The organism is Corynebacterium humireducens NBRC 106098 = DSM 45392, from assembly GCF_000819445.1.
Taxonomy (GTDB): domain Bacteria; phylum Actinomycetota; class Actinomycetes; order Mycobacteriales; family Mycobacteriaceae; genus Corynebacterium; species Corynebacterium humireducens.
In genome coordinates, this window is sequence record NZ_CP005286.1 from 2,659,909 (window position 1) to 2,681,312 (window position 21,404).

The 21,404-nt window shown below is 69.2% G+C and carries 22 protein-coding genes; 10 read left to right on the plus strand and 12 right to left on the minus strand.

The genetic code is table 11. The features are described from left to right. Positions 1–29: 29 nt before the first annotated feature. Positions 30–1,013, plus strand: a complete 984-nt coding sequence (locus B842_RS12915) for a bile acid:sodium symporter family protein (protein ID WP_040087109.1) — start codon at positions 30–32, stop codon at positions 1,011–1,013. Between the two features lie 26 nt (positions 1,014–1,039). Beyond that, positions 1,040–1,363: a hypothetical protein gene (locus B842_RS12920; RefSeq protein ID WP_040087110.1), complete on the plus strand. Its 324-nt coding sequence runs from the start codon at positions 1,040–1,042 to the stop codon at positions 1,361–1,363. 10 nt (positions 1,364–1,373) lie between these two features. On the opposite strand, the gene B842_RS12925 is transcribed toward B842_RS12920, so the two are convergent. From B842_RS12925 to B842_RS12940, 4 genes are all read right to left on the minus strand, one after another. After that, positions 1,374–1,715: a branched-chain amino acid transporter permease gene (locus B842_RS12925; RefSeq protein ID WP_040087112.1), complete on the minus strand. Its 342-nt coding sequence runs from the start codon at positions 1,713–1,715 to the stop codon at positions 1,374–1,376. Next, positions 1,715–2,410, minus strand: coding sequence for an AzlC family ABC transporter permease (locus tag B842_RS12930; protein ID WP_040087113.1), 696 nt, complete (start codon positions 2,408–2,410; stop codon positions 1,715–1,717). The genes B842_RS12925 and B842_RS12930 overlap by 1 nt, the downstream gene beginning before the upstream one ends. Continuing rightward, positions 2,407–3,012: a YqgE/AlgH family protein gene (locus B842_RS12935; RefSeq protein ID WP_040087754.1), complete on the minus strand. Its 606-nt coding sequence runs from the start codon at positions 3,010–3,012 to the stop codon at positions 2,407–2,409. Before B842_RS12935 ends, B842_RS12930 begins: the two co-directional genes overlap by 4 nt. Positions 3,013–3,095: 83 nt before the next feature. Then, positions 3,096–4,574, minus strand: coding sequence for a CCA tRNA nucleotidyltransferase (locus B842_RS12940; protein ID WP_156119525.1), 1,479 nt, complete (start codon positions 4,572–4,574; stop codon positions 3,096–3,098). Positions 4,575–4,619: 45 nt separating this feature from the next. Here B842_RS12940 and B842_RS13795 point away from each other — a divergent pair, with 45 nt between their 5' ends. The 8 genes from B842_RS13795 to B842_RS12980 all read left to right on the plus strand — a co-directional run bounded on the left by B842_RS13795 (position 4,620) and on the right by B842_RS12980 (position 15,329). Further along, a complete protein-coding gene (locus B842_RS13795; protein ID WP_373277293.1) occupies positions 4,620–5,357 on the plus strand; it encodes an NUDIX hydrolase in 738 nt (245 codons plus the stop codon). Continuing rightward, positions 5,354–7,750 (plus strand): DUF6049 family protein, encoded by a 2,397-nt coding sequence (locus B842_RS12950; protein ID WP_052437954.1) that lies wholly within the window; start codon positions 5,354–5,356, stop codon positions 7,748–7,750. The genes B842_RS13795 and B842_RS12950 overlap by 4 nt, the downstream gene beginning before the upstream one ends. A gap of 7 nt (positions 7,751–7,757) precedes the next feature. After that, a complete protein-coding gene (murJ, locus tag B842_RS12955) occupies positions 7,758–10,862 on the plus strand; it encodes a murein biosynthesis integral membrane protein MurJ (RefSeq protein WP_040087117.1) in 3,105 nt (1,034 codons plus the stop codon). Positions 10,863–10,957: 95 nt separating this feature from the next. After that, positions 10,958–11,527, plus strand: a complete 570-nt coding sequence (locus B842_RS12960; protein WP_040087118.1) for an RNA polymerase sigma factor — start codon at positions 10,958–10,960, stop codon at positions 11,525–11,527. Between the two features lie 57 nt (positions 11,528–11,584). Next, on the plus strand, positions 11,585–12,508 hold the full coding sequence (gene trxB, locus B842_RS12965; RefSeq protein WP_040087120.1) for a thioredoxin-disulfide reductase: 924 nt from the start codon (positions 11,585–11,587) through the stop codon (positions 12,506–12,508). Positions 12,509–12,529: 21 nt separating this feature from the next. Beyond that, positions 12,530–12,853 carry a thioredoxin gene (gene trxA, locus B842_RS12970; RefSeq protein WP_040087122.1) on the plus strand — a complete coding sequence of 108 codons (324 nt, stop codon included), beginning with the start codon at positions 12,530–12,532 and terminating at the stop codon, positions 12,851–12,853. Positions 12,854–12,940: 87 nt separating this feature from the next. Next, positions 12,941–14,110 (plus strand): N-acetylmuramoyl-L-alanine amidase, encoded by a 1,170-nt coding sequence (locus B842_RS12975; protein ID WP_040087124.1) that lies wholly within the window; start codon positions 12,941–12,943, stop codon positions 14,108–14,110. A gap of 250 nt (positions 14,111–14,360) precedes the next feature. Continuing rightward, a complete protein-coding gene (locus tag B842_RS12980) occupies positions 14,361–15,329 on the plus strand; it encodes a hypothetical protein (protein ID WP_052437955.1) in 969 nt (322 codons plus the stop codon). Between the two features lie 116 nt (positions 15,330–15,445). Here the strand turns inward: B842_RS12980 and B842_RS12985 are convergent, their stop codons facing one another. The 8 genes from B842_RS12985 to rpmH form a co-directional block, all read right to left on the minus strand. Further along, on the minus strand, positions 15,446–16,105 hold the full coding sequence (locus tag B842_RS12985; RefSeq protein ID WP_040087125.1) for a hypothetical protein: 660 nt from the start codon (positions 16,103–16,105) through the stop codon (positions 15,446–15,448). 12 nt (positions 16,106–16,117) lie between these two features. Beyond that, positions 16,118–17,158, minus strand: a complete 1,041-nt coding sequence (locus B842_RS12990; RefSeq protein WP_040087127.1) for a ParB/RepB/Spo0J family partition protein — start codon at positions 17,156–17,158, stop codon at positions 16,118–16,120. A 5-nt stretch (positions 17,159–17,163) separates the two neighbouring features. Next, positions 17,164–18,042 (minus strand): ParA family protein, encoded by an 879-nt coding sequence (locus B842_RS12995; RefSeq protein ID WP_052437956.1) that lies wholly within the window; start codon positions 18,040–18,042, stop codon positions 17,164–17,166. 59 nt (positions 18,043–18,101) lie between these two features. After that, positions 18,102–18,755 (minus strand): 16S rRNA (guanine(527)-N(7))-methyltransferase RsmG, encoded by a 654-nt coding sequence (rsmG, locus tag B842_RS13000; protein WP_040087129.1) that lies wholly within the window; start codon positions 18,753–18,755, stop codon positions 18,102–18,104. Positions 18,756–18,820: 65 nt separating this feature from the next. Beyond that, positions 18,821–19,786 (minus strand): membrane protein insertase YidC, encoded by a 966-nt coding sequence (gene yidC, locus B842_RS13005; RefSeq protein WP_040087130.1) that lies wholly within the window; start codon positions 19,784–19,786, stop codon positions 18,821–18,823. 6 nt (positions 19,787–19,792) lie between these two features. Then, entirely contained in the window at positions 19,793–20,047 is a 255-nt protein-coding gene (gene yidD / locus B842_RS13010) for a membrane protein insertion efficiency factor YidD (protein ID WP_040087132.1), read from the minus strand. Continuing rightward, positions 20,040–20,408, minus strand: coding sequence for a ribonuclease P protein component (rnpA, locus tag B842_RS13015; RefSeq protein WP_040087133.1), 369 nt, complete (start codon positions 20,406–20,408; stop codon positions 20,040–20,042). The genes yidD and rnpA overlap by 8 nt, the downstream gene beginning before the upstream one ends. Before the next feature lie 16 nt (positions 20,409–20,424). After that, a complete protein-coding gene (gene rpmH, locus B842_RS13540; protein WP_015402223.1) occupies positions 20,425–20,568 on the minus strand; it encodes a 50S ribosomal protein L34 in 144 nt (47 codons plus the stop codon). Positions 20,569–21,404 lie beyond the last annotated feature (836 nt).

Below are 21,404 nucleotides of genomic sequence, written 5' to 3' on the forward strand. Positions count from 1 at the left end.
ATGGTAGGACGCGCCGTAAACTCCAAGACATGTTGTCCCTTCTCAGGCGGACTGACCCGCTCATCCTTCTCATCATCGCGGCGGTGGTGGTGGCGATCATCGTGCCCGCCCGCGGCGACTTCGCGGAGTGGTTCTCCACTGCGACGAACATCGCCATCGCGTTCCTCTTCTTCCTCTACGGCGCCCGCCTGTCGACGCAGGAGGCGGTGAAGGGTCTCCTGCACTGGCGGCTGCACCTGCTCATCCTGGCGTTCACGTTCCTGGTGTTCCCGGTCATCGGCGTGGCCCTGCGCCCCCTCGGCGGGCTGATCGGCGAGGACATGTACCTGGGCATCCTCTTCATGACGCTGGTGCCCTCGACCGTGCAGTCCTCGGTGGCGTTCACGTCGATCGCGAAGGGCAACTACGCCGGCGCGATCGTCGCGGCCAGCGCCTCGAACCTGGCGGGTGTGTTCCTCACGCCGCTGCTGGTGATGCTGCTCATGTCGGGGGCGGGCACGATCCACGTGGACACGCAGGTGTTCATCGACATCGCCGTGCTCCTCCTCCTGCCCTTCGTCCTGGGCCAGGTCCTGCGCCGCTGGGTCAAGGGCTTCGCCGCGAACAAGGCCACGAAGATCGTAGACCGCGGCTCGATCACCATGGTCGTGTACTCGGCGTTCTCCGCGGGCATGGTCGCCGGCGTCTGGTCGGATGTGTCGGTGGGGCAGATCGTTTTCCTCATCGTCTTCTCGATCGTCCTGGTCGCCATCATGCTGTGGCTGACCCGTTTCTCCGCGGAGAAGCTGGGCTTCAACCAGAAGGACATGAAGGCCATCCAGTTCTGCGGCACCAAGAAGTCGCTCGCGACCGGCCTGCCGATGGCGTCGGTCATCTTCGGCGGCGCGAGCATCGGTCTGCTCATCCTGCCGCTGATGATCTTCCACCAGGTGCAGCTCATGATGTGCTCCTGGTTGGCGGCGCGTTACGCCCGCCAGGCACCGCCCCGCAAGCCGGTGGTCCTGCACTCCTGATTGCTTTTCGACGCCCGCCCCCTACGATGTTTCACGTGAAACAAAACATCCACGTACGCATCGACATGAGCATCCCGGGGGCGGGTTCTGTGATTCATGTGGCAGAACTCCTGCCGCGGGACGCGCAGACCTGCACCATGATCCGCATCATCGAGCTGGACCCCTCCGAGACGATCCGCGGCGGCGCCACCCAGGACACCTCCGCCGGCCTGGCGCAGGCCCCCAACCCGGTCGTGCCGCACCCGGACACCTACGCCGACTTCCCGGACATCGAGCACCGTCTCCTCAGCCCGGAGGAGTTCGAGGGCCTGTGGGCGGAGGCCGTGGCGGCCTTCCCGAAGCTCGGCTGACCGGACTCAGCTAGAAGACGAGGTTGACCAGGCCCATGTAGGCCAGGGTTCCTCCGAGGATCGAGAGCCCAGAGTCCCGCCGCCAGGCGTGCAGCCCCAGGGTCACCGCGACCCCGATGAGGGCCGCCGCCAGGCCACCGGGCGCCGAACGCTGCCCGAGGAGCGTGTACACCACCAGCACGGTCATCACTCCCACCGGCATCATCCGGGCGAGCAGACCGAAGAACTGGTTGTCGCGCAGCGCCCTGACAAAGGCGAAGGGCAGCCAGCGCAGCGCCACCGTGACCACCCCGATGGGCAGCAGGACCGCCAACGTCTGGGTGAGGGTGACCCCCTCGGGAAGCCCGTACATCAGACCCTCCACTCCAGGCGACGGTCCAGGGCGGGGGAGAGGTGCCGGCCGATGAGGACGAGGAAGTAGGCGCTCAGCGCCACCATGAGCATCTGCCCCGGGAGCACCAGGCCGGCAACGAGTGCCAGGCCACCGGCGAGCAGCGGCAGGGAGAGGTCCCGGCTGCCCCGGAAGGTCTCCCACGCCAGCACCACGAACAGTGCGACGAGTGCGAACTCCATGCCCTGGATGCCCGCCGGGATGACCTCACCGACGAGCGCCCCGATGATGCCGGGCACCACCCACATCGCCTGGCAGAAGAGCTGGATCGTCAGCACCTGCGTACCGGAGCGCGGAGGGTGGGCGGAGGCGATGGCGTAGGACTCGTCGGTCAGCGAGTACGTGGAGTAAGCACGGCCGGCCCGGCCCCGGACGAGGTGCCGGGGGAAGGTGAGGCCGTAGAAGATGTGCCGGAAGTTGACCATGAAGGCGGTCAGCGCCGTCGACAGGGGGCCGACGCCGGCGAGCACCAGGTTGACCGCCAGGAACTCCATGGACCCGGCGTAGATGAGCACCGAGAAGACCGGCGTCCACCACCAGGCGAAACCCACCTGCGTCATCAGCAGGCCGAAGGCCAGCCCCAGGGGGACCAGCCCGAGCGCGACGGCCCAGGCGTCCCGCAGTCCGGCACGGACGTCAGGGAACGCGGGGGTCAATTGTCCATGAGGTCGGCGGGGAACGTCGAGAAGAGCGGCAGCGGCGGCTGCTGGCGGCGCATGACGTCGCCCCACAGGTCGGTGCGGCCCGGGACGATGACGTCGGTGGGCAGCGCCGGGGTGACGAACCAGTCGCCGCGGTCGATCTCCCCGTCGAGCTGGCCGGGCGCCCACTCGGCGTAACCGGCGAACAGACGCATGCCCTCGACGAGCTCGGCGATGTCACCGGGATCGGCGCGCAGGTCGACGTGGGCGAGGCGGTTGGCCAGGCGGTTGAGCTGCGGGGCCGTCTCCATGTCGACGCCCGCCTTGGTCATCGCCAGACCGACGACGGACTGCTGGTTGAGGGGGCCACCGATGTAGAGGGCCTGCGGCTTCGCGACGGCCGGCAGCCAGTCCGGCATGACGTTGAACACGGCCAGGTCACTGCGCGACGCCAGGTTCACGCCGAAGGTGAGGTGCTCGTTGTGCTCGATGATGAGCACGACGGAACGGTTGAACTCGTCCGACAGCATCCCCGGGGCGGCGACGAGCAGCATGCCCGGCGCCGGCTCATTGCGCTCAAGGGCGTTGAACAGGCGATCGGCGTAGAAATCAGACATCGACATGGTGGGTGCGACCTCCCTCGCTCAGCTGACCCTGTGACTGTTCAGCTTCCCACCCCCCGCACGGTTCTGCAAACGCGTCAGTTCTGCGCGGCCCACCACGCCCGCAGTTCCGCGACGGCCTCCTCCCGCTCGAGGGGGCCCCGCTCGAGGCGCAGCTCCTTGAGGAAGGACCATGCGCGGCCGACGTCGGGACCGGCAGGCAGCCCGAGGATCTCCATGATCTCGTTGCCGTCGAGGTCGGGACGCACGCGGGCGAGATCCTCACGGGCGGCGATGTCCGCGATGCGCTCCTCCAGGTGGTCGTAGGTGCGCTGCAGGCGGGCGGCCTTCCGCTTATTGCGGGTGGTGGAGTCGGCGCGGACCAGCTTGTGCAGGCGGGGGAGCAGTTCCCCGGCGTCGGTGACGTAGCGGCGCACCGCGGAGTCGGTCCACTGGCCCTCACCGAAGCCGTAGAAACGCATGTGCAGGTAGATGAGCTGGGAGACGTCGCCGACCATCTGCTTCGAGTACTTCAGCGCCCGCATGCGGCGGCGCACCAGCTTCGCGCCGACCACCTCGTGGTGGTGGAAGGTGACGCGCCCCTCCTCGTTCCAGGAGCGGGTCTCGGGCTTGCCGCAGTCGTGGAGCAACGCCGCCCAGCGGAGCACGAGGTCGGGGCCGTCCTCCTCCTGGTCGATGGCCTGGCGGAGCACCTGCATGGAGTGGGCGTAGACGTCCTTGTGCTGGTTGTGCTCGTCCTTCATGTCCTGCATGGCGGGGATCTCGGGGAACACGTGGCGGGCGATGCCGGTCTGCACGAGCAGGTTCATGCCGGTCCACGGGGACTCGCCGAGCATGAGCTTGTCCAGCTCCACCTGGATACGTTCGGCGGTGATGCGTCCGATCTCCCCGGCCATGTCGGTCATGGCGGCCTTCACGCGGTCGGCCACGCCGAAGCCCAGCTGGGAGACGAAACGCGCGGCACGCAGCATGCGCAGCGGATCGTCGTGGAAGGAGATCTCCGGGGCGTCCGGGGTATCCAGGCGGCGGTCCACGAGGTCCTGCAGACCACCGACGGGGTCGTGGAAGCGGGCGGTGAGCTGCCCGGCGTCGTCGACAAGCAGTTCCACGGCCATGGCGTTGACCTTGAAGTCGCGGCGGATGAGATCGCCCTCCAGGGTGTCGCCGAACATGACGGAGGGGTTGCGGGAGACGCCGTCGTAGGAGTCGGAGCGGAAGGTGGTGATCTCGACCTGCTGGCCGCGGTGCGCGGCGGAGACGGTGCCGAACTCGATGCCGGTGTCCCAGACGTGTCCGGCCCAGCCCTCCAGAATGGAGGAGATGACGTCGGGGCGGGCGGGCGTGGTGAAGTCGAGGTCGTTACCCAGGCGCCCGAGAATGGCGTCGCGGACCGAGCCGCCGACCAGATAGAGAGGTAGGGAGCGGGACTGGAACTCGGCGACCAGGTCGCCGAGGACGTCCTGCAGGCCGGCGATCGTGCGCTCGGCCTGCGCGAGAAGGGCCAGGGGGGTAAGGGACTCGTCCGCGTTCACAACCGCTGAGTCTACCGGGGACACGCTGCGGCCTGGGAATTTCGAAAGGTCGTCCCACCGGTTACGATCATGGGGATGACTGAGAATGATCCCCAGGGCCCCAAGCGCCGGCGTCGCCGCCGCTCGCGTCGTCGTGGATCCGGAACTCAGGGACAGCAGCAGTCGAAGCAGACCCAGCAGACTGGTGAGAAGAGCGAGCCGAAGACCTCCCAGCGCCCCCCGCAGAAGCGTCGCCGTCGCCCGAATCGGAACCCGCACCGGGTGCAGAAGGCGCAGAAGCAGCACCGCCCGCAGCAGAACCGCATGGCCACCCGCGACGAAACGTCCGCGGGCGGCCTCGTCGTCTCCGGACTGGCGGAGGCGGTCAACGACGCCGGCGAGGTCGACCTCAGCCGTATCTACGTCGCCCTGATCGGCCGTCTGGACCGCCGGGGACGTCTCCTGTGGTCGATGCCGAAGGGCCACGTGGAGCCGGGGGAGAACCGCCGCGCCACCGCGGAGCGTGAGGTGTGGGAGGAGACCGGCGTGTACGGCGAGGCCTTCGCGGACCTCGGCGTCATCGACTACTGGTTCGTCTCCGAGGGGGTGCGCATCCACAAGACGGTGCACCACCACCTGCTCCGTTTCGTCGACGGCGACCTCAACGACGATGACCCGGAGGTGACCGAGGTGGCGTGGATCCCGGTGTCCGAGCTCATCGAGCACCTGGCCTACGCGGACGAGCGCAAGCTGGCGCGCACCGCCCATGACCTCCTGCCGGAGCTGGCACGGGAGGAGAAGGCCGCGGGAAGGGCGACCCCACGGTGACGCGGGCGCTGGTCGCAGCGTGCGCCGCGGCGGCCGTGTGCGTGTCCGCGCCCACCGTCCTCGCCGCCCCCACCCCCTACTCCCCGGAGACCCGGGAGGCGTGGGTCAACCCCATGGCCCGTGCCGGGGAGTCCGGCGACCTGCGTATCGACGTCACCCGTGCCCCCGACACCATCCGCGCGGGGGAGGAGATGCGGCTGGTGCTCACGGTGTCGAACTCCTCCGACGAGGCCGTCTCCGACCTGTTCATCGGTGCCCGGCGCGGCGATCCGACGTGGACGGTGGAGGAGGCCCGCCGGGTCCTCGCGCTGGACACCGGCGCGTACCCCTGGGCCGGCCCGGGCCTGGAGCTGCCGGGGGAGCTGGGTCCGGGGGAGCGCCGGGAGGTGACGCTGGTCCTGCCACCGGAGTTCCTGCCGGAGGGCACGTTCCCGCTGCTCCTGCAGATGGGGGAGACGACCGAGCGGATGCTCGTCACCGTCACCCCGGCGCCCACCGCGGGCGGCGAGGACGTCACGGCCCCGCAGGTCCCGGGCCTGACGGTGCTGCTGCCGCTGACCGCCCCCGTGGACATCGTGCCCGGTGAGACCGGTCGCGCCGCCGAGGAGACGCCGCTCATCCTGCAGACCGAGCAGCTGGCGGGTCAGCTCGCGCCCGGGGGGCGCCTGAGCGGGCTTCTCGACGTCTACGCCACCGAGCAGCGCGGCACCTGCCTGGCGGTGGATCCCGCGCTGGTGGACACCGTGTCCCGGATGAGGTCCGGGTACACCGTCGCCGGGGAGCGCCCCTCGCTGACGAAGAAGACCCAACGCCTGCGTGACAGCTGGTTCTCCGACGACGAACCCGACCCCGGTGTCCCGGGCCGGGGCGCCGCCGACGCGGCCGCCTGGCTGGAGCGCCTGCAGGGGGCGGGGTGCGTCGTGCCCCTGCCGTGGGCCGACGCGGACGTCAACGCCGTCGCCGCCACCGAGGACGAGTGGCTGTTCCGGGAGGCCACCGCCCGCGGCCCGCAGCTGCTCGCGGAGGAGCTCGGGGTGACACCGGTGGGCAACGTCGTCGTCCCGCCGTCCGGGTACGTCACCGAGCAGGCCGCCTCCGCGCTGGGCTGGGCGGACCAGACCGTGTCCGTCGAGGAGTCGTGGGAGGCGGCCGTCGCGGAGCTGACGCCGCAGCCCGCCGGGGTGGGGGACACGTCGCTGGAGTCGACGCACATCCCGGACCGTTCCGGCGCGCCGACGCCGGGTGCGCCGGTGCGTGTCCTCGTGGCCGCCAACTCGGTGTGGGGTGTGCCGCAGCAGGACAATCACGCGCTTCTCGCCCCGGGCGTCACGGCCGTGACCTACTCACCGGCGCTCGGTTCGCTGCTCGCCGCGACGGGCCCCGTGCCGCGCACGACGGGCTACTCCCACCCGGACTGGCGTTTCGACTACCGCCTCGACTCCCCGGCCGCCCGCGCCGTCACCGCCGCCTCGGCCGTCCGCCTCGCCGTCCGCCAGCAGACGCTGCCCGGCGACTGGGCGCAGAGCCCGCAGCCGGTCCTCGTCATGCCGGCGCCGCTTCTCGACGTCCCCACCGCCGGCACCCTCCTGCGCACCGTCACCACGCTTCTCGACGACGCCGCCGCCACCCCCCTCGCCCTCGCGGACGCGCTGACGCCGCCCCCGGGGCTGGAGCAGCAGCCCGTGGCCCCGCCGTCCGTCGGCGTCACCCGCTTCGGCAGCCCGTGGCCCGACCCGGCGGCCGTCAGTGACACCGAGGTGCTCCGCGCCGCGCAGCAGACCCGCTACACCGACGACCTCACCCGCATGATGGTCAACGAACCGGCGATCCAGCTCGACCGCTACGACTTCACCCTGCCCCTGCGCCGCGACATCCTGATGGCGCTCACGGGGACGTCGAGAAGCTCCCTGGCGACCCGTGACAACGCCGTCCGCGCCGCCGACGAACGCCTCGACGCCAACCGGCGGACCCTCCAGGAGCTGCGCGGCTCCGTGGCGCTCATCCCGCCGGGGAACGTGTACACGCGGGCGTCGGAAAGCTCCCCGCTGCTCATCGTCGCGGAGAACGGACTGCCGCTGCCCGTGGACTCCGATCTGGCGTACTCCGGGCCGGAGGGCGCGACGCTGGCGATGAACGGCTACGTGTACATCCCGGCACACGGCTCGATCACCGTCCCGCTGACGGCCGACCTGCCCGCCGAGGAGAGCCAGACGCACCTGAGCCTGTGGCTGGCCACCCGCGACGGGTCCCCGATCTCGACGCCGGTGGAGATTACAGTGCAGACACGTGCCGGTATCGTCGGCACCTACGGCGTCGCCCTGCTCATCGTGGTGGGGCTGGCGCTCGCGCTGCTGTTCCGCGTCGGGCGTCACCGTCGACGCCGGCGTCCCTAGATGAGAAATGACCATGAGCGAAAATCTCCGTTCCCGCTTCGTCGCCGCCACCCCGCCGGCCCCCGTGCCGGAGCAACGGGCGGCACCCCCCGCACCCGTCGAGGACAGGTCCCGGCTGCGGGCCCCGGAGCCGGACACGCCGGAGACCCCGGGTGCGTCCTCGGGCGTGGCCTCCGACGCTGACGTCGTGCGGGCGGGCGGCTCGATGGCGATCGCCACGCTCGTCTCCCGCATCACCGGCTTCCTGCGCAACCTGCTCATCGCCGTCACCCTCGGTGGCGCGGTGGGCTCCGCCTTCAACACGGCAAACACCCTGCCGAACCTCATCACCGAGGTGGTCCTCGGTGCCGTGCTCACCTCGCTGGTGGTGCCGGTGCTGGTGCGGGCGGAGAAGGAGGACGCCGACCACGGCACCGCCTTCTTCAGACGCCTGTTCACGTTGTCGGCGTCGCTGCTCATCGTGGTGACGGTCATCTCCGTCATCGCCGCACCACTGCTGACACGGATGATGCTCGACGCGGACGGCGAGGTCAACGTCGTCCAGTCGACCTCGTTCGCGTTCCTGCTGCTCCCGCAGATCTTCTTCTACGGCATCTTCGCGCTGTTCATGGCGGTGCTCAACACGCGCGGCATCTTCCGGCCGGGCGCGTGGGCGCCGGTGGCGAACAACGTCGTCTCCATCGCCGTGCTGCTGCTGTACATGCTGCTGCCCGGCGAGCTGGGGGAGACCGCGCCCTCCGGGGTGATGGACCCGCACGTCCTCCTGCTGGGCCTGGGCACGACGCTGGGCGTCATCGTCCAGGCCGCGATCATGGTGCCGCCGCTGCGGCGGGCGGGCGTCGACCTGCGCCCCCTGTGGGGCATCGACGAGCGCCTCAAGCAGTTCGGCGGCATGGCGGTGGCGATCGTCGCCTACGTGGCGGTCTCCCAGCTGGGCTACATCATCACCACCCGCATCGCCTCACTCTACGACGCCGCCGCGCCGCTCATCTACCAGCAGCACTGGCTGCTGCTGCAGGTGCCGTACGGCATCATCGGCGTCACCCTGCTCACGGCGATCATGCCGCGCCTGTCGCGTCACGCCGCGGACGGCGACGACCGCGCCGTCGTCGGTGACCTCAGCATGGCCACCAAGCTGACGTTCATCGCGCTCATCCCGATCGTGGTGTTCTTCACGGCCTTCGGCCCGGACATCGGCGTCGCGCTGTTCGCGTACCGCAACTTCGACACCGAGTCCGGCATCCTGCTGGGACTCACGCTGTCGTTCTCCGCCTTCACGCTGCTGCCCTACGCCCTGGTGCTGCTGCACCTGCGCGTGTTCTACGCGCGTGAGGAGGCCTGGACCCCGACCTTCATCATCGCCGGCATCACCGCCACCAAGATCGTCCTGTCGCTGCTGGCCCCGATGGTGGCGTCCTCGCCCTCGCGCGTGGTCGTGCTCCTCGGTGCGGCCAACGGCTTCGGTTTCGTCGCCGGCGCCGTCATCGGTGCGCTGCTGCTGCGCCGCAAGCTCGGCCACCTGGGCACCCGTTCGCAGCTGCACACCACGGTGTGGGCCTCCGCGGCCTCGCTCATCGGTGTGGCCGTGGCGCTGTTCGTCGACTGGCTGCTGCCCTCCCTGACGGGTCTGGGCTCCTTCGGCGTGCTCATCCGGGTGGGCATCTCGGGCATCGTGTTCCTCATCGCCACGGGCGTCGCGCTGAGCTTCTCCGGCCTGCCGGAGGTGCAGAACCTGGGCCGTGCCTTCGCCCGTATCCCGGGCCTGTCCCGCTTCGTCCGCCCCGACCAGTCCAAGGCCATCGAGGTCGGCGCGAGCGACCCGCAGGAGGTGTCCGCGCAGCTGGTCGCCATGGACGCCTTCAACGCCTCACCGGCGCCCGCCCCGATGTCCGCCGGCGTGGTCCGCGGCCCGCGTCTGGTGCCGGGTGCGCCGGTCTCCGACGGCCGTTTCCGTCTGCTCGCCGACCACGGTTCCGTGCCCGGCGCGCGCTTCTGGCACGCGAAGGAGCAGGAGACGGGCCGGGAGGTGGCGCTGACGTTCGTCGACACCTCGGGCAACGCCCCGCTCGCCCCGGCCTCCCCGGCCGCCGCCGCGGGGGCCGCCGCCGAGGTGTCCCGCCGCACGCGCCGTCTGGCAGGGGTGCCGGGTGTCGCCGAGAACATCGAGGTGCTGGCCTACCGCGCCGGCTGTCTCGTCGTGGCTGACTGGGTGCCGGGCTCCTCCCTGCGGGCCGTCGCCGAGGGCGGGGACCTCGACCCGGAGGCCGTCGCCGCCGCGCTCGTCCCGCTGGTGGAAGGCGCCGCGCAGGACCTCCCGCTGGGTCTGGACAACCACGCCCGCATCCGCATCTCCACGTCCGGTGTGGCGGTCCTCGCCTTCCCCGCCGTGCTTCCCGACGCCACCCCCGACCGCGACCACACCTCCGTCCGCTCCATCCTCCGTCTGCTGGGCCAGGAGGACCTCCACGCGGAGACCGACCTGGCGGCCCTGGCGGCGACCCTGCGGGAGCGCGGCGGCGTCGCCGGTGGGGAGGAGCAGCTGGTGGTCGAGGAGGACGTCGAGCCGCGCCCCGACGAGCGTGCCGGTTTCGGCTCGAAGTCCTACTCCCGCGGCTCCACGGTGCTCCTCGCCACGGTGGCGATCGGTGCCGTCCTGCTCGTCGCCGCGCTGACCACCTACCTGGTGAGCGTCATCGGCGGTGACCGGGAGGCGACCCCGGTGAACCAGGATTCCATTCAGGGTTCCGCCACCGAGACCACGCCACGTCCGCTGCCGCGCGTCCAGCCCGCCACGGCCTCCGTCCCGGCGGTCACCGACGGTTCGCCGGACACCGTGTGGACGGGGCAGGGGGGCGTGACGGTGTCGCTCGCCGACCCCGCCGAACTGCGCACCCTGCTCTTCGAGTCCGGTGGGGGAGAGGTCGAGGTGTACGGCCTCACGGAGGGCACCGTGGCCGACTCCCCGGAGGGGCTGCCGCTGCTGGGTTCCGGTGAGCTCCGCGCGGGCCGCACCACCCTGGAGCTGGACCGCCCGATGACCGCCGGGGGAGTGCTCCTGTGGTTCCCCGCGTCGACGGTGCTCGCCGAGGTCGAGGTCGTGGGTCTGCGGTAGCTCCCACCCCGGTGGGCGGGGTGTCCCACCTGCCCGGCGGGCCCCCGGGGGATCGGTTCCAATGGCTGTGTCAGCAGTGTTTTCCGGGGGGAAAAATGACACAGACACAGACCGACCGGCGCCTGGTCGCCGACTACATCAGCGGGGATCTACGGGCCTTCACCACGATCGTCGAGAGGCACCGTGCGCGGCTGCTGTGGGTGGCGCGCCGCTACGGGCACAACGAGGACGACGCACAGGACATCCTGCAGGAGGCGTTGTTCAAGGCGAGCTGCAGCCTCCACACGTGGCGGCACGAGTCCTCGCTCAGCACCTGGCTGCACCGCCTGGTGATGAACTCGGGGTGGGACTTCCGCAATCACCGCCGTCACCTCGAGGTCCCCTCGCTTGACGACGGCGCCGTCCCCCACGACATCAACCCGCTGCTGGCCTCCGACCCGATCAGCCGCACGGAGGAGACGCTGCAGCTGCACCAGTCGCTCGCGCGTCTGCACCCGGACCAGCGGCGCGCGCTGTGGCTCATCGACATCGAGGGGTGGACGATCGGGCACGTCGCCGAGCGGGAGGGCGTGCGGCCGGGGACCATCAAGTCGCGCCGCAACCGGGCGCGGGAGGCGCTGCGCGCGGAGCTGGCGCGGGAATGTTCCACGGTGACGGAGCGTTGAGTACGGCAGACACATAGACTTGCGCTGAGTAGCAGTACACGCACCACAGGAGAATCAATGACCGTTCACGACGTCGCCATCATCGGTTCCGGCCCCGCCGGCTACACCGCCGCCATCTACGCCGCGCGCGCAGAGCTCAAGCCCATCATGTTCGAGGGCTACGAGTACGGCGGTTCGCTGATGAACACCACCGACGTGGAAAACTTCCCCGGCTTCCAGGACGGCATCATGGGCCCGGACCTGATGATGCAGATGCGGGGCCAGGCCGAGCGTTTCGGCACCGACATGCGCATGGAGCTCGTGGACAAGGTGGAGCTGGACGGTCCCGTGAAGCGGATCCACGTGGGCGACGAGGTCCACGAGGCCCGCACCGTCATCCTCGCCACCGGCGCCGCCCCGCGTCTGCTGGGTGTCCCGGGTGAGAACGAGCTCATGGGCCGCGGCGTGTCCTCGTGCGCGACCTGCGACGGCTTCTTCTTCAAGGGCCAGGAGATCGCGGTCATCGGTGGCGGTGACTCCGCGATGGAGGAGGCCACCTTCCTGACGAAGTTCGCCGACAAGGTGACCATCGTGCACCGTCGTGAGGAGTTCCGCGCGTCCGCCATCATGCTGGAGCGGGCCCGCGCCAACGAGAAGATCGAGTGGGCCCTGAACAAGGTGGTGGACCACGTCATCGAGAAGGACAACAAGGTCGGCGGCATCGTGCTGCGCGACACGATCACCGGTGAGCTGTCCGAGCTGCCGGTCGCCGCGATGTTCGTCGCCATCGGCCACGACCCGCGTTCCGGTTTCCTCGACGGTCAGGTCGAGCTGAAGGAGGGCGGCTACGTGAAGGTGTCCGAGCCGTCCACCGCGACCTCCGCCCCGGGCGTCTTCGCCTGCGGCGATCTTGTCGACGACCACTACCAGCAGGCCGTCACCGCCGCCGGCTCCGGTTGCCGCGCCGCCATCGACGCTGAGCACTATCTCGCCGCCCTCTAAGCAAACTGTAAGGAGAATCACATGAGTAATGTCATCGAGGTCACCGAGGCCAACTTCCGCGAGGTCGTCATCGACTCCGACAAGCCCGTCATCGTCGATTTCTGGGCCGAATGGTGCGGCCCCTGCAAGAAGCTGAGCCCCGTCTTGGACGAGGTAGCAGCGGAATTGGGCGACACCGTGACCGTCGCGAAGGTCAACGTCGACGAGGAGCGCACCCTCGGCGCCATGTTCCAGATCATGTCGATCCCGGCGGTCCTCTACTTCAAGGACGGCGAGAAGGTCGACGAGTTCATCGGCGTCCGACCCCGCTCCCACATCATGGCGAAGCTGGAACCGCTGCTCTAACTGGTAGCCTGAGTGGCCTAGTGCAGCACCGGCCGACTCCTGACGGCTGGGATAGGATCTGTAGCATCTGACCCTGGAAGGAGCGCCGTGACCAAGACGTTTCGCGTTGGTGACCGCAGCCCACGGGTGGCGGAGGCCCGTTCCACCCTCGCCCGCCTGGGCCTTCTCCCCGGCTACGAGCCGGACCTCTCGGACAAGTACGCCGAGGAGGACAAGTTCTTCGACGAGAGCCTGTCCCACGTCCTCAAGGCCTTCCAGCAGTCCCGTGGCATCGTGCCGTCCGGCAACATCGACGACATGACGCTGCGGGAGCTCCGCCACGCCTCCTACGCCCTGGGCAGCCGCGTCCTGTCGTACCAGCCGAACAACGAGCTGGTCGGCGACGACGTCACCCAGCTCCAGAACCAGCTGCAGGAACTGGGCTTCTACTCCCACCGCATCGACGGCCACTTCGGCCCCGGCACCTACGAGGCGCTGGCCAACTTCCAGCTGAACTCCGGCCTCCAGGACGACGGCGTGTGCGGCCCGGAGACCATCCGCGCCCTCAAGCTGCTCGGCCGACGCATCACCGGCGGCAGCCCCCACGCCATCCGCGAACGCGAACAGGTCCGCACCGCCGGCCCCAAGCTCGCCGGCAAGCGCGTGGTCATCGACCCCGCCCTCGGCGGCTCCCACAAGGGCCACGTCGTGCAGGGCCCCTACGGCCAGATCGCGGAGGAGGAGATCATCTGGGATCTCGCCTCCCGCATCGAGGGCCGCATGATCGCCGCCGGCATGGAGACCATCAAGTCCCGCCCCCGCATGGACAACCCCTCGGCGACCGCGCGTGCCGACGTCGCCAACGCCTTCGGCGCCGACCTCATCATCTCGCTCAAGTGCGACCACTACCCGAACGAGAAGGCCAACGGCATCGCCACCTTCTACTTCGGCTCCGACACCGGCAACAGCTCCCTCACCGGTGAGACCCTCTCCGGCTACATCCAGCGCGAGATCGTCGCCCGCACCAACCTGCAGAACTGCGGCTCCCACGCCCGCACCTGGGAGATGCTGCGCTTCACGCAGGCCCCGACCGTCGAGGTCGTCCTCGGCTACCTCTCCAACCCGGGTGACGTCGCGCAGCTGACCGACCCGGCGGTGCGGGACGCGATGGCCGAGGCCGTCGTCGTCGCCGTGAAGCGCCTCTACCTGCTGGACCGTGACGACGCCCCGACCGGCACCTACAAGTTCTCCGAGCTGCTGCGGGCCGAGCAGGCCTGACCCGTCCCGCCCGCCCGCCCGCCCCGCCGCCAAGTTCGAGACCACATGTTCGGGACAGGACTCCTCTCGAACGTGCCCCACGCTCCCGGGCCCGGTCCCGAACATGTCCTCTCGCCCTTAGCAGGCGCCTGACAGCCCGGCAACCGCGGCCCCGCGCCACCTGTGGACAACCACGCCCCATCCACAGGCACGGGTGCGCCTCCGCAACCTCGACTGTCCTCCGCCTGCCGCAGGCATCACGCTGGCAGTCATGACACCCGACTGGAAAGACACCCACCGCCTCCTCCGTCTGCGCCGGCAGCCCTACGACAGCCCTCAGATACGCGAACAGCTGGAGTCCGGGAAGCTGCGTCTCCTGACCAGCGAGATAGCCGTCCCCGCGTCCTACTACCGCGCTCTGCCGCCGTGGGAGAAGGCGGAGGCGCGCGCCGCAGCGGTGGGCCTGACGGTGGACAGGGGCGTCGTCGCGGGCAAGGCGGCGGCACGGCTGTGGGGGATCGGGCTCCTGAGCGTCGAGAACAAGGTGGAGGTCCAGCTGCCGGGCCGTGTCCGCGCGGGCAGCCGTGGGACGTGGACGACGGGTGCCCGCTACCGCTCGGTGATCCTCCCGAAGCGGTATCAGACGGTGGAGCGGGGGATCCGAGTCACCACCCGTCTGCGTTGCCTCGTGGACATCGCCCGGCACGAGCCGCTGGACGAGGCTGTCGTCGCTCTCGACTCCGCCCGCCACCTCTGGCCGGAGCTGACGCTCGAGCGCATCAACCGGGAGTTCGCCGAGATGGGGACGGTCCGCAACGGCTCACGGTTCCGCGCGGCCCTCGAGCGCTCGCGCCCGGACATCGGGAGCCCGTGGGAGACGAAAGCCCGGCTCCTGCTCATCGACGCCGCCCTCCCAGAGGTCCAGAGCGTCGAGACGCAGGTGGAGTTCCGTGACCCGCTCACCGGCCGGAGCTACTTCGTGGACATCCTCATCAACGGGTGGCTGGTCTTGGAAGTCGATGGCCGCAGCAAGTACCGGGGTGAGTACGGTGATCCGGCCACGGTGCTTCTCGACGAGCGCGACCGCGAGAAGGCCCTGCAGAACCTCGGGTCGGTGGTCCTCCGGGTGGGCGTGAAGGAGCTGACCGACGGCGGCGAGGGAGAGTGCACGATGGTGCAGCTGGTGCGGCGGGGGCTCCACAGCTTCACCGCCCCGACCTCCCTGCCCCGCGTCAGCTAGCGTCGAGACGACATGTTCGGAGGGAGCCCGCCAACCCCGGACAAGGTCGAGAGGACATCTGCCCCCGCACATCTCCTCTCGAACTTGTGCCAGGGCCAGGGCCAGTGGCGGCCCTGCTACATCAGCACCCGGTCGAACAGCTCCTCCACCGCGGAGAAGGCGAGCAGGTCGTGCGGCGGCGGCAGGTCCAGACGCAGGCGCGGCAGCACCGGATGGTCCGCGATGACCTGGAATCCCGCGGACTCGAGCACCGACACGGACATCAGCCCGATCTCGGAGGCGGAGCGCAGGATGGTGCCGACGGGTCCCTCAAGGAGCTCGTCGACGTCGGCACGCGCGAAGAAGTCCTCGCGCCAGCCGAAGGCCTCGACGGCGGTGGCGGCGCTGTCGACGAGGTGCATGATGCTGGCGTCGAGAAGCACGGACTCCAGCCCGACGCCGGCGAGTGCCCGGTCGATGAACAGGGAGGTGAGCACCTCGGCGTCCTCGGAGACGGGGGCGGTGGGGAGTTGGACGCAGCCGGGGGCGGCGTCGCGGGAGCACCACAGGACGGTGGCCACGGCGCGTTCGTGGGTGGAGCGTTCGAGGGAGTAGCCGCAGTGTCCGTAGTCGAGCAGGGTGGTGGTGAGCCAGGCCTCCTTCTCGAAGGCGGGGTCGCCGGAGCCCTGCACGAGGGACGCGGCCTCGGGGTCGAGTTCCCAGAAGATCGACCGCCCGGCCTGCGGGTGGATGCGGCCGATGGTCTCCTGGCTGACGGGGATCAGTGTGGCGAACACGACCGTGCGCCTTTAGTCACGGCCTTCGATGAGGCCGAGGATGCGCTCGAAGTCCTCCTGATCACCGAATTCGACGACCATGCGGCCCTTGCGGCGTCCCATGGTGACGGTCACGCGGGTGTCCCAGGTGTCTCCGAGTCGGGTGGCCGCGTGGGTGAAGAAGGCGGGCTGCTCGACGGGTTCGGGCTTGCGGCGCTCGGGTTCGTCCTCACCCCGGTTGAGCAGGGTGACGGCCTCCTCGGTGGCGCGGACGGACAGGCCCTCGGCGACGACGCGGTCGGCGAGTTCCTCCATGCCGGCGGGTCCGCCGACCTTGAGGCCGAGGAGGGCGCGGGCGTGTCCGGCGGAGAGGACCCCGGCGGCGACGCGGCGCTGCACCGGCACGGGCAGGGCCAGGAGGCGGATGGTGTTGGTGATGACGGGGCGGGAGCGGCCGAGGCGCTGGGCGAGTTCGGCCTGGGTGACGTCGAACTCCTCGAGGAGCTGCTGGTACGCGGCGGCCTCTTCCAGGGGGTTGAGCTGGACGCGGTGGATGTTCTCCAGCAGGGCGTCGCGGAGCATGGCCCCGTCGTCGGTGCTGCGGACGATGGCGGGGATGGTGGTCAGGCCGGCGCGTCCGGCGGCCCGCCAGCGGCGCTCGCCCATGACGAGTTCGTAGCCGTCGGCGACCTCGCGGACGACGATGGGCTGCATGAGCCCGAACTCGCGGATGGAGTGGACCAGCTCGGCGAGGGCCTCCTCGTCGAAGACGTTCCGCGGCTGCTGCGGATTGGGGACGATCTCCGCGAGGGGGATCTCCCGGTAGGTGGCGCCCGGGTCCGGGGTGGGCTGCTGCTTGGCGACGTCGCCCGGCGTCGGGCCCGTGCCCGGCAGTCCGGGCTTCGGGGCGCCGGTCACGGGCTGGCGGTCCCTGTTGTCACGGGCACCCTTGGTGCCGCCGAGGATGACGTCCGCGGCACCGTCGCCGAGGCGGGGGGAGGAGGGCGTGGGAGAGGAGGGGATCAGGGCGGCGAGGCCGCGACCGAGTCCACCCTTACGAGTCTCCTGGTTCATGACGCCTACCTTTCTGATTCAAGCTGCTTGGCTGTCTCGGGGCTGACACCGATGGGTCCGGTGGATTCGACGGGCTGGTAGTCGCCGCGGGAGGCGAACTCCTGGGCTGCGGCGAAGTAGGCGATCGCGCCACGGGACAGAGGCTCGTAGGTGAGGACGGTCTGGCCGTAGCCGGGGGCCTCGGAGACCTTCACCGAGCGGGGGATCATGGTGCCCAGGACGACGTCGCCGAAGTGGGCGCGGACCTCGGTGGCGACCTGCTCGGAGAGCTTCGTGCGTGCGTCGAACATGGTGAGCAGGATCGCGGAGATGTGGAGGTTGGTGTTGAGGTGCTGCCGGATCATCGAGATGTTGTTGAGCAGCTGGCCGACGCCCTCGAGTGCGTAGTACTCGCACTGGATGGGGATGAGGACCTCGTCGACGGCGGTCATCGCGTTGATGGTGAGCAGGCCGAGGGACGGCGGGCAGTCGATGATGACGTAGTCGAAGCCGTGCTCGTCGAGGAAGCCGGAGGCGCGCAGGGCGTCGTGCAGGCGGTACTCGCGGCGCACGAGGGAGACGAGCTCGATCTCCGCGCCGGCCAGGTCGATGGTGGCGGGGATGCAGAAGATGCTGTCCCCGGCGGTGGACTGCTGGACGGCCTGTTCCGCGGTGGCCTCGCCGATGAGCAGTTCGTAGCTGGAGATCGTGCCCGAGGTGTGCGCCACCCCGAGTGCCGTGGAGGCGTTGCCCTGCGGGTCCAGGTCGACGACGAGCACCTTCGCACCGTTCACCGCCAGACCGGCGGCGAGGTTGACGGAGCTGGTGGTCTTGCCTACGCCACCCTTCTGGTTGGCGACCGTGATGAGACGCGGCACGTCCGGCTTCGGCAACTGGTCAACCATGTTTTCCGACCCGACCTCTTCCTCAACTGTGAAACTGTAACTGTCTAGCCTTCCCTACCTTAGTGCACGCGGGGAATCCTGATAACCGTCGTCGGCTCTTCGAGCAGTTCAGCGCCCACGGTGCGGATCTCCGCCTCACCGCCGCCGGCCTTCCGGATCTGCACGGCGTCGCGTTCCAGCTCCTCGGTGACCGAGGATCCCTTCATGGCGATCATCTCGCCGCCCTTCCTCACCAGCGGCAGGGACCAGCCGGCGAGCTTGCCCAGCGGGGCGACGGCGCGGGAGGTGACGATGTCGACGCCCTCCCCGAGGGCCGCCCGGACCTGCTTCTCCTCGGCGCGGCCGCGGATGACGGTGACGTTGGGCAGGCCGAGCAGGTCAACGACCTCCTGCAGGTACACGGAGCGCTTGAGCAGCGGCTCGATGAGGGTGATGTCGAGGTCGGGGCGGGCGATCGCCAGGGGGATGCCGGGCAGGCCGGCCCCGGAGCCGACGTCGGCGACGCGGACGCCGTGGGGCATGGCCTCGCCGATGACGGCGCAGTTGAGGATGTGCCGGTCCCACAGGCGGGGGACCTCGCGGGGGCCGATGAAACCGCGGATGGAACCGTCGGTGGCCAGGGAGCGGTGGTAGGCCTCGGCAAGCGGGAGCCGCTCGCCGAAGATCTCGGAGGCGACGGCGGGTGCGGGCAGCAGCTCGGGGGTCTCACTCATGTCTCATAACGATACAGCCACCCCGAACCGGTGGTTCGGGGTGGCTGTCGGGGGGCGTCGGGAAGCTACTTCCTCTTGCGCTTCTTCTTGACTCCGGCACGGGCGCCGGGGGCGGGGGCCGTGGTGCGCTTGAGTGCCTTGCGGGCCTCCTCCTCGGCCTCCTCCTCGCGGTCCATCTGGGCGAAGAGGACGCGCTGCTGGAAGAAGGTCCACACGTTGTTGGACATCATGTAGAACAGCAGGCCGATGTGCCACAGGAAGCCGGTGAACAGGATGGTGGCGGGCATGACCCACAGCATCATCTTGTTCATCATGCCCATCTGCATGGCCATCATGTCGGCGTTGTCGCCGGTCGGGGCAGCCTGCTTGCCGGAGGCGATGCGGGCCTTCTGGCGGTCGATGGACATACGCGCGTTGAAGTGGGTGGCCACGGCGATGATGATGGCCAGCGGCGCGGCGACCATGATGATGTCCGTGCGGGTGAAGTCGACCGGCTGGAAGGCCTGGTACATCTCCTTCGGCATGGAGATGTAGGAGGACAGCGGGACGCCGAAGAAGCGGGCGTCGATGAAGGACTGGACCTCCTCCACGCCGAAGATGTAGTTCGGGGTGTTGCGGTTCTCCTCGATGGACATGCCCAGCTGGCCGACGCCCTCACCGGTGCGGTTGAAGGAGCGCAGCACGTGGAACAGACCGATGAAGACGGGGATCTGCACGAGCATCGGCAGGCAGCCGAGCAGCGGGTTGACGCCGTGCTCCTTCTGGAGCTTGCGCGTCTCCTCCATCATCTTCTGCTGGTCGTTCTTGTACTTGGTGCGGATCTCAGCCATCTTCGGCTGCATCTCCTGCATCTTGCGGCCCGAGCGCAGCTGGTTCTGGGTCGGCTTGAACATGATCGCCTTGACCGTGAAGGTGAGGAAGACGATCGCCAGCACCCAGGTGATGCCGAGATCCGGGTCCAGCACAAAGCTGAACACCTTGTGCCAGAACCACAGGATGGCCGAGATCGGCCAGTAGATGAAGTTGAGCACTGTGTGTCAGGACTCCTTGAAATCGGTTTTTTCGGGGACGGGGTCGTACCCGCCCGGATGCCATGGCCCGCACTTGCTCAGCCGGGCCAGCGTCATGACGAACCCCTTGGCCGCCCCGTGGTTCCGGACGGCACCCAGCGCATAGGAGCTGCAGGTCGGCTCGAAACGGCAGGACGACCCCATCTTAAAGGGGGACACATGCTTTTGGTAGAAGAGGACCAGGGCCTCGAGGCCGCGCGCGGCGGGGGAGAGCCTACGCATCCAGCGCCCCCAGGCGGGTGAGTGCCTTCCGGATGTCCTTCTCCAGGTCGCTTGACGACGCCGCCCCCGACGCCGGCAACGCGCGCACCACGAGGTCGGTGGTGGGCGGGAGGGCGTCGAAAAGCGAGGCGCACACGTGACGAAGCCGCCGGGACGTGCGGTGACGGATCACCGCGTTCCCGACGGCCTTGGAGACGATGAGCCCGACGCGGGGTCCGCCCTGGTGGGCGATCCCGGCGTCGGGCCCGGTCCGGCGGTCCAGGAGATGGACCACCACGGTGCGGCTACCGGCGCGGCGTCCACGCTTCATCGTCCGGCTGAAGTCAGTCGGCGACGTGAGCTTGTGCTGCTTCGGAAGCACCGTTGGTGCTGCTTAATTAAGCGGTCAGCTTGGCGCGGCCCTTACGGCGACGCGCCGAGACGATTGCGCGACCTGCACGGGTGCGCATACGGGTACGGAAGCCGTGCACGCGTGCGCGACGACGGTTGTTCGGCTGGAACGTCCGCTTGCCCTTTGCCACGGTTGTTCTCCTCTGTGTGACGCGGCCGGCCGTACGGGTCCGGCGGGGCCGCTGAAATTTTCATGACGGTTTGAGATGCCATCGGGTGGCGTGCTGCGTCCGCACTGACGCGCGGCGGATGCCGCGGCCCGGTGATCCGGTGCCGACGCTGCTCTCACACACATCCGCCGGTGCGGACCCTGGACGGGCGCATCCGGCGGTGTGACAGACCATCACAGACTACGCGAATCGGGGCCATTCGAACAAATTGACATTTCGCCGTGTCGTAGGGCACTGCGCGGGGGCACCTGAAATTACAATGCTGGGATTTTCGGCTGTTCAGCGGGCAGTTCGCCTGTTTCCGCAGCGGCGCGCGCGGGACCCGCGCGAGGGTCCCCGGCGTCCCGGGGAACGTGGTCGGGCGTTCGATGGACACCGCCCCCGGGGGTTGGGTAACAATGGAGAGACTCACAAGAAATCACAGAGCACCCACCAACAGCCCTGTGGATAACCGTCAAGACATGATTGAGGGTTTTCCGGAGGGCTCGCATTTCCGCTGGTGAAAGCGATGAATTTCCCGAATCGTGTTATCCACAGGTTCTAGACTAGGCTGTGGAAAGAATCGGTCGGCGGAATTATCCACACCTGTGGACAACTCTGTGGATGGCAAGGTAGCGGCCATATTCCCCTGGGGGATGGCCTGTGTACAGCTGCAGCGCACTACCTCCCGCCAGGCACGACCCCAGCGCGCTGCAACCACCTGTTTCCGCCAGGGACGCAGGCTATTTTGTGACTCATGTCACAGAATTGCAGGTGTTCCCGCATTCCGACGAAACCTCAGAAGGAGCCACCCCCAC

What these genes read in the sequence shown, in the direction of transcription:
- murJ (WP_040087117.1), top strand. Translation starts at nt 7,758, where the DNA reads ATGACCATGAGCGAAAATCTCCGTTCCCGCTTCGTCGCCGCCACCCCG.
- B842_RS12980 (WP_052437955.1), top strand. Translation starts at nt 14,361, where the DNA reads ATGACACCCGACTGGAAAGACACCCACCGCCTCCTCCGTCTGCGCCGG.
- yidD (WP_040087132.1), bottom strand. Translation starts at nt 20,047, where the DNA reads ATGCGTAGGCTCTCCCCCGCCGCGCGCGGCCTCGAGGCCCTGGTCCTC.
- trxB (WP_040087120.1), top strand. Translation starts at nt 11,585, where the DNA reads ATGACCGTTCACGACGTCGCCATCATCGGTTCCGGCCCCGCCGGCTAC.
- B842_RS12915 (WP_040087109.1), top strand. Translation starts at nt 30, where the DNA reads ATGTTGTCCCTTCTCAGGCGGACTGACCCGCTCATCCTTCTCATCATC.
- B842_RS12995 (WP_052437956.1), bottom strand. Translation starts at nt 18,042, where the DNA reads ATGGTTGACCAGTTGCCGAAGCCGGACGTGCCGCGTCTCATCACGGTC.
- rsmG (WP_040087129.1), bottom strand. Translation starts at nt 18,755, where the DNA reads ATGAGTGAGACCCCCGAGCTGCTGCCCGCACCCGCCGTCGCCTCCGAG.
- trxA (WP_040087122.1), top strand. Translation starts at nt 12,530, where the DNA reads ATGAGTAATGTCATCGAGGTCACCGAGGCCAACTTCCGCGAGGTCGTC.
- B842_RS12935 (WP_040087754.1), bottom strand. Translation starts at nt 3,012, where the DNA reads ATGTCTGATTTCTACGCCGATCGCCTGTTCAACGCCCTTGAGCGCAAT.
- B842_RS12960 (WP_040087118.1), top strand. Translation starts at nt 10,958, where the DNA reads ATGACACAGACACAGACCGACCGGCGCCTGGTCGCCGACTACATCAGC.
- B842_RS12920 (WP_040087110.1), top strand. Translation starts at nt 1,040, where the DNA reads ATGTTTCACGTGAAACAAAACATCCACGTACGCATCGACATGAGCATC.
- B842_RS13795 (WP_373277293.1), top strand. Translation starts at nt 4,620, where the DNA reads ATGGGGATGACTGAGAATGATCCCCAGGGCCCCAAGCGCCGGCGTCGC.
- B842_RS12925 (WP_040087112.1), bottom strand. Translation starts at nt 1,715, where the DNA reads ATGTACGGGCTTCCCGAGGGGGTCACCCTCACCCAGACGTTGGCGGTC.
- B842_RS12990 (WP_040087127.1), bottom strand. Translation starts at nt 17,158, where the DNA reads ATGAACCAGGAGACTCGTAAGGGTGGACTCGGTCGCGGCCTCGCCGCC.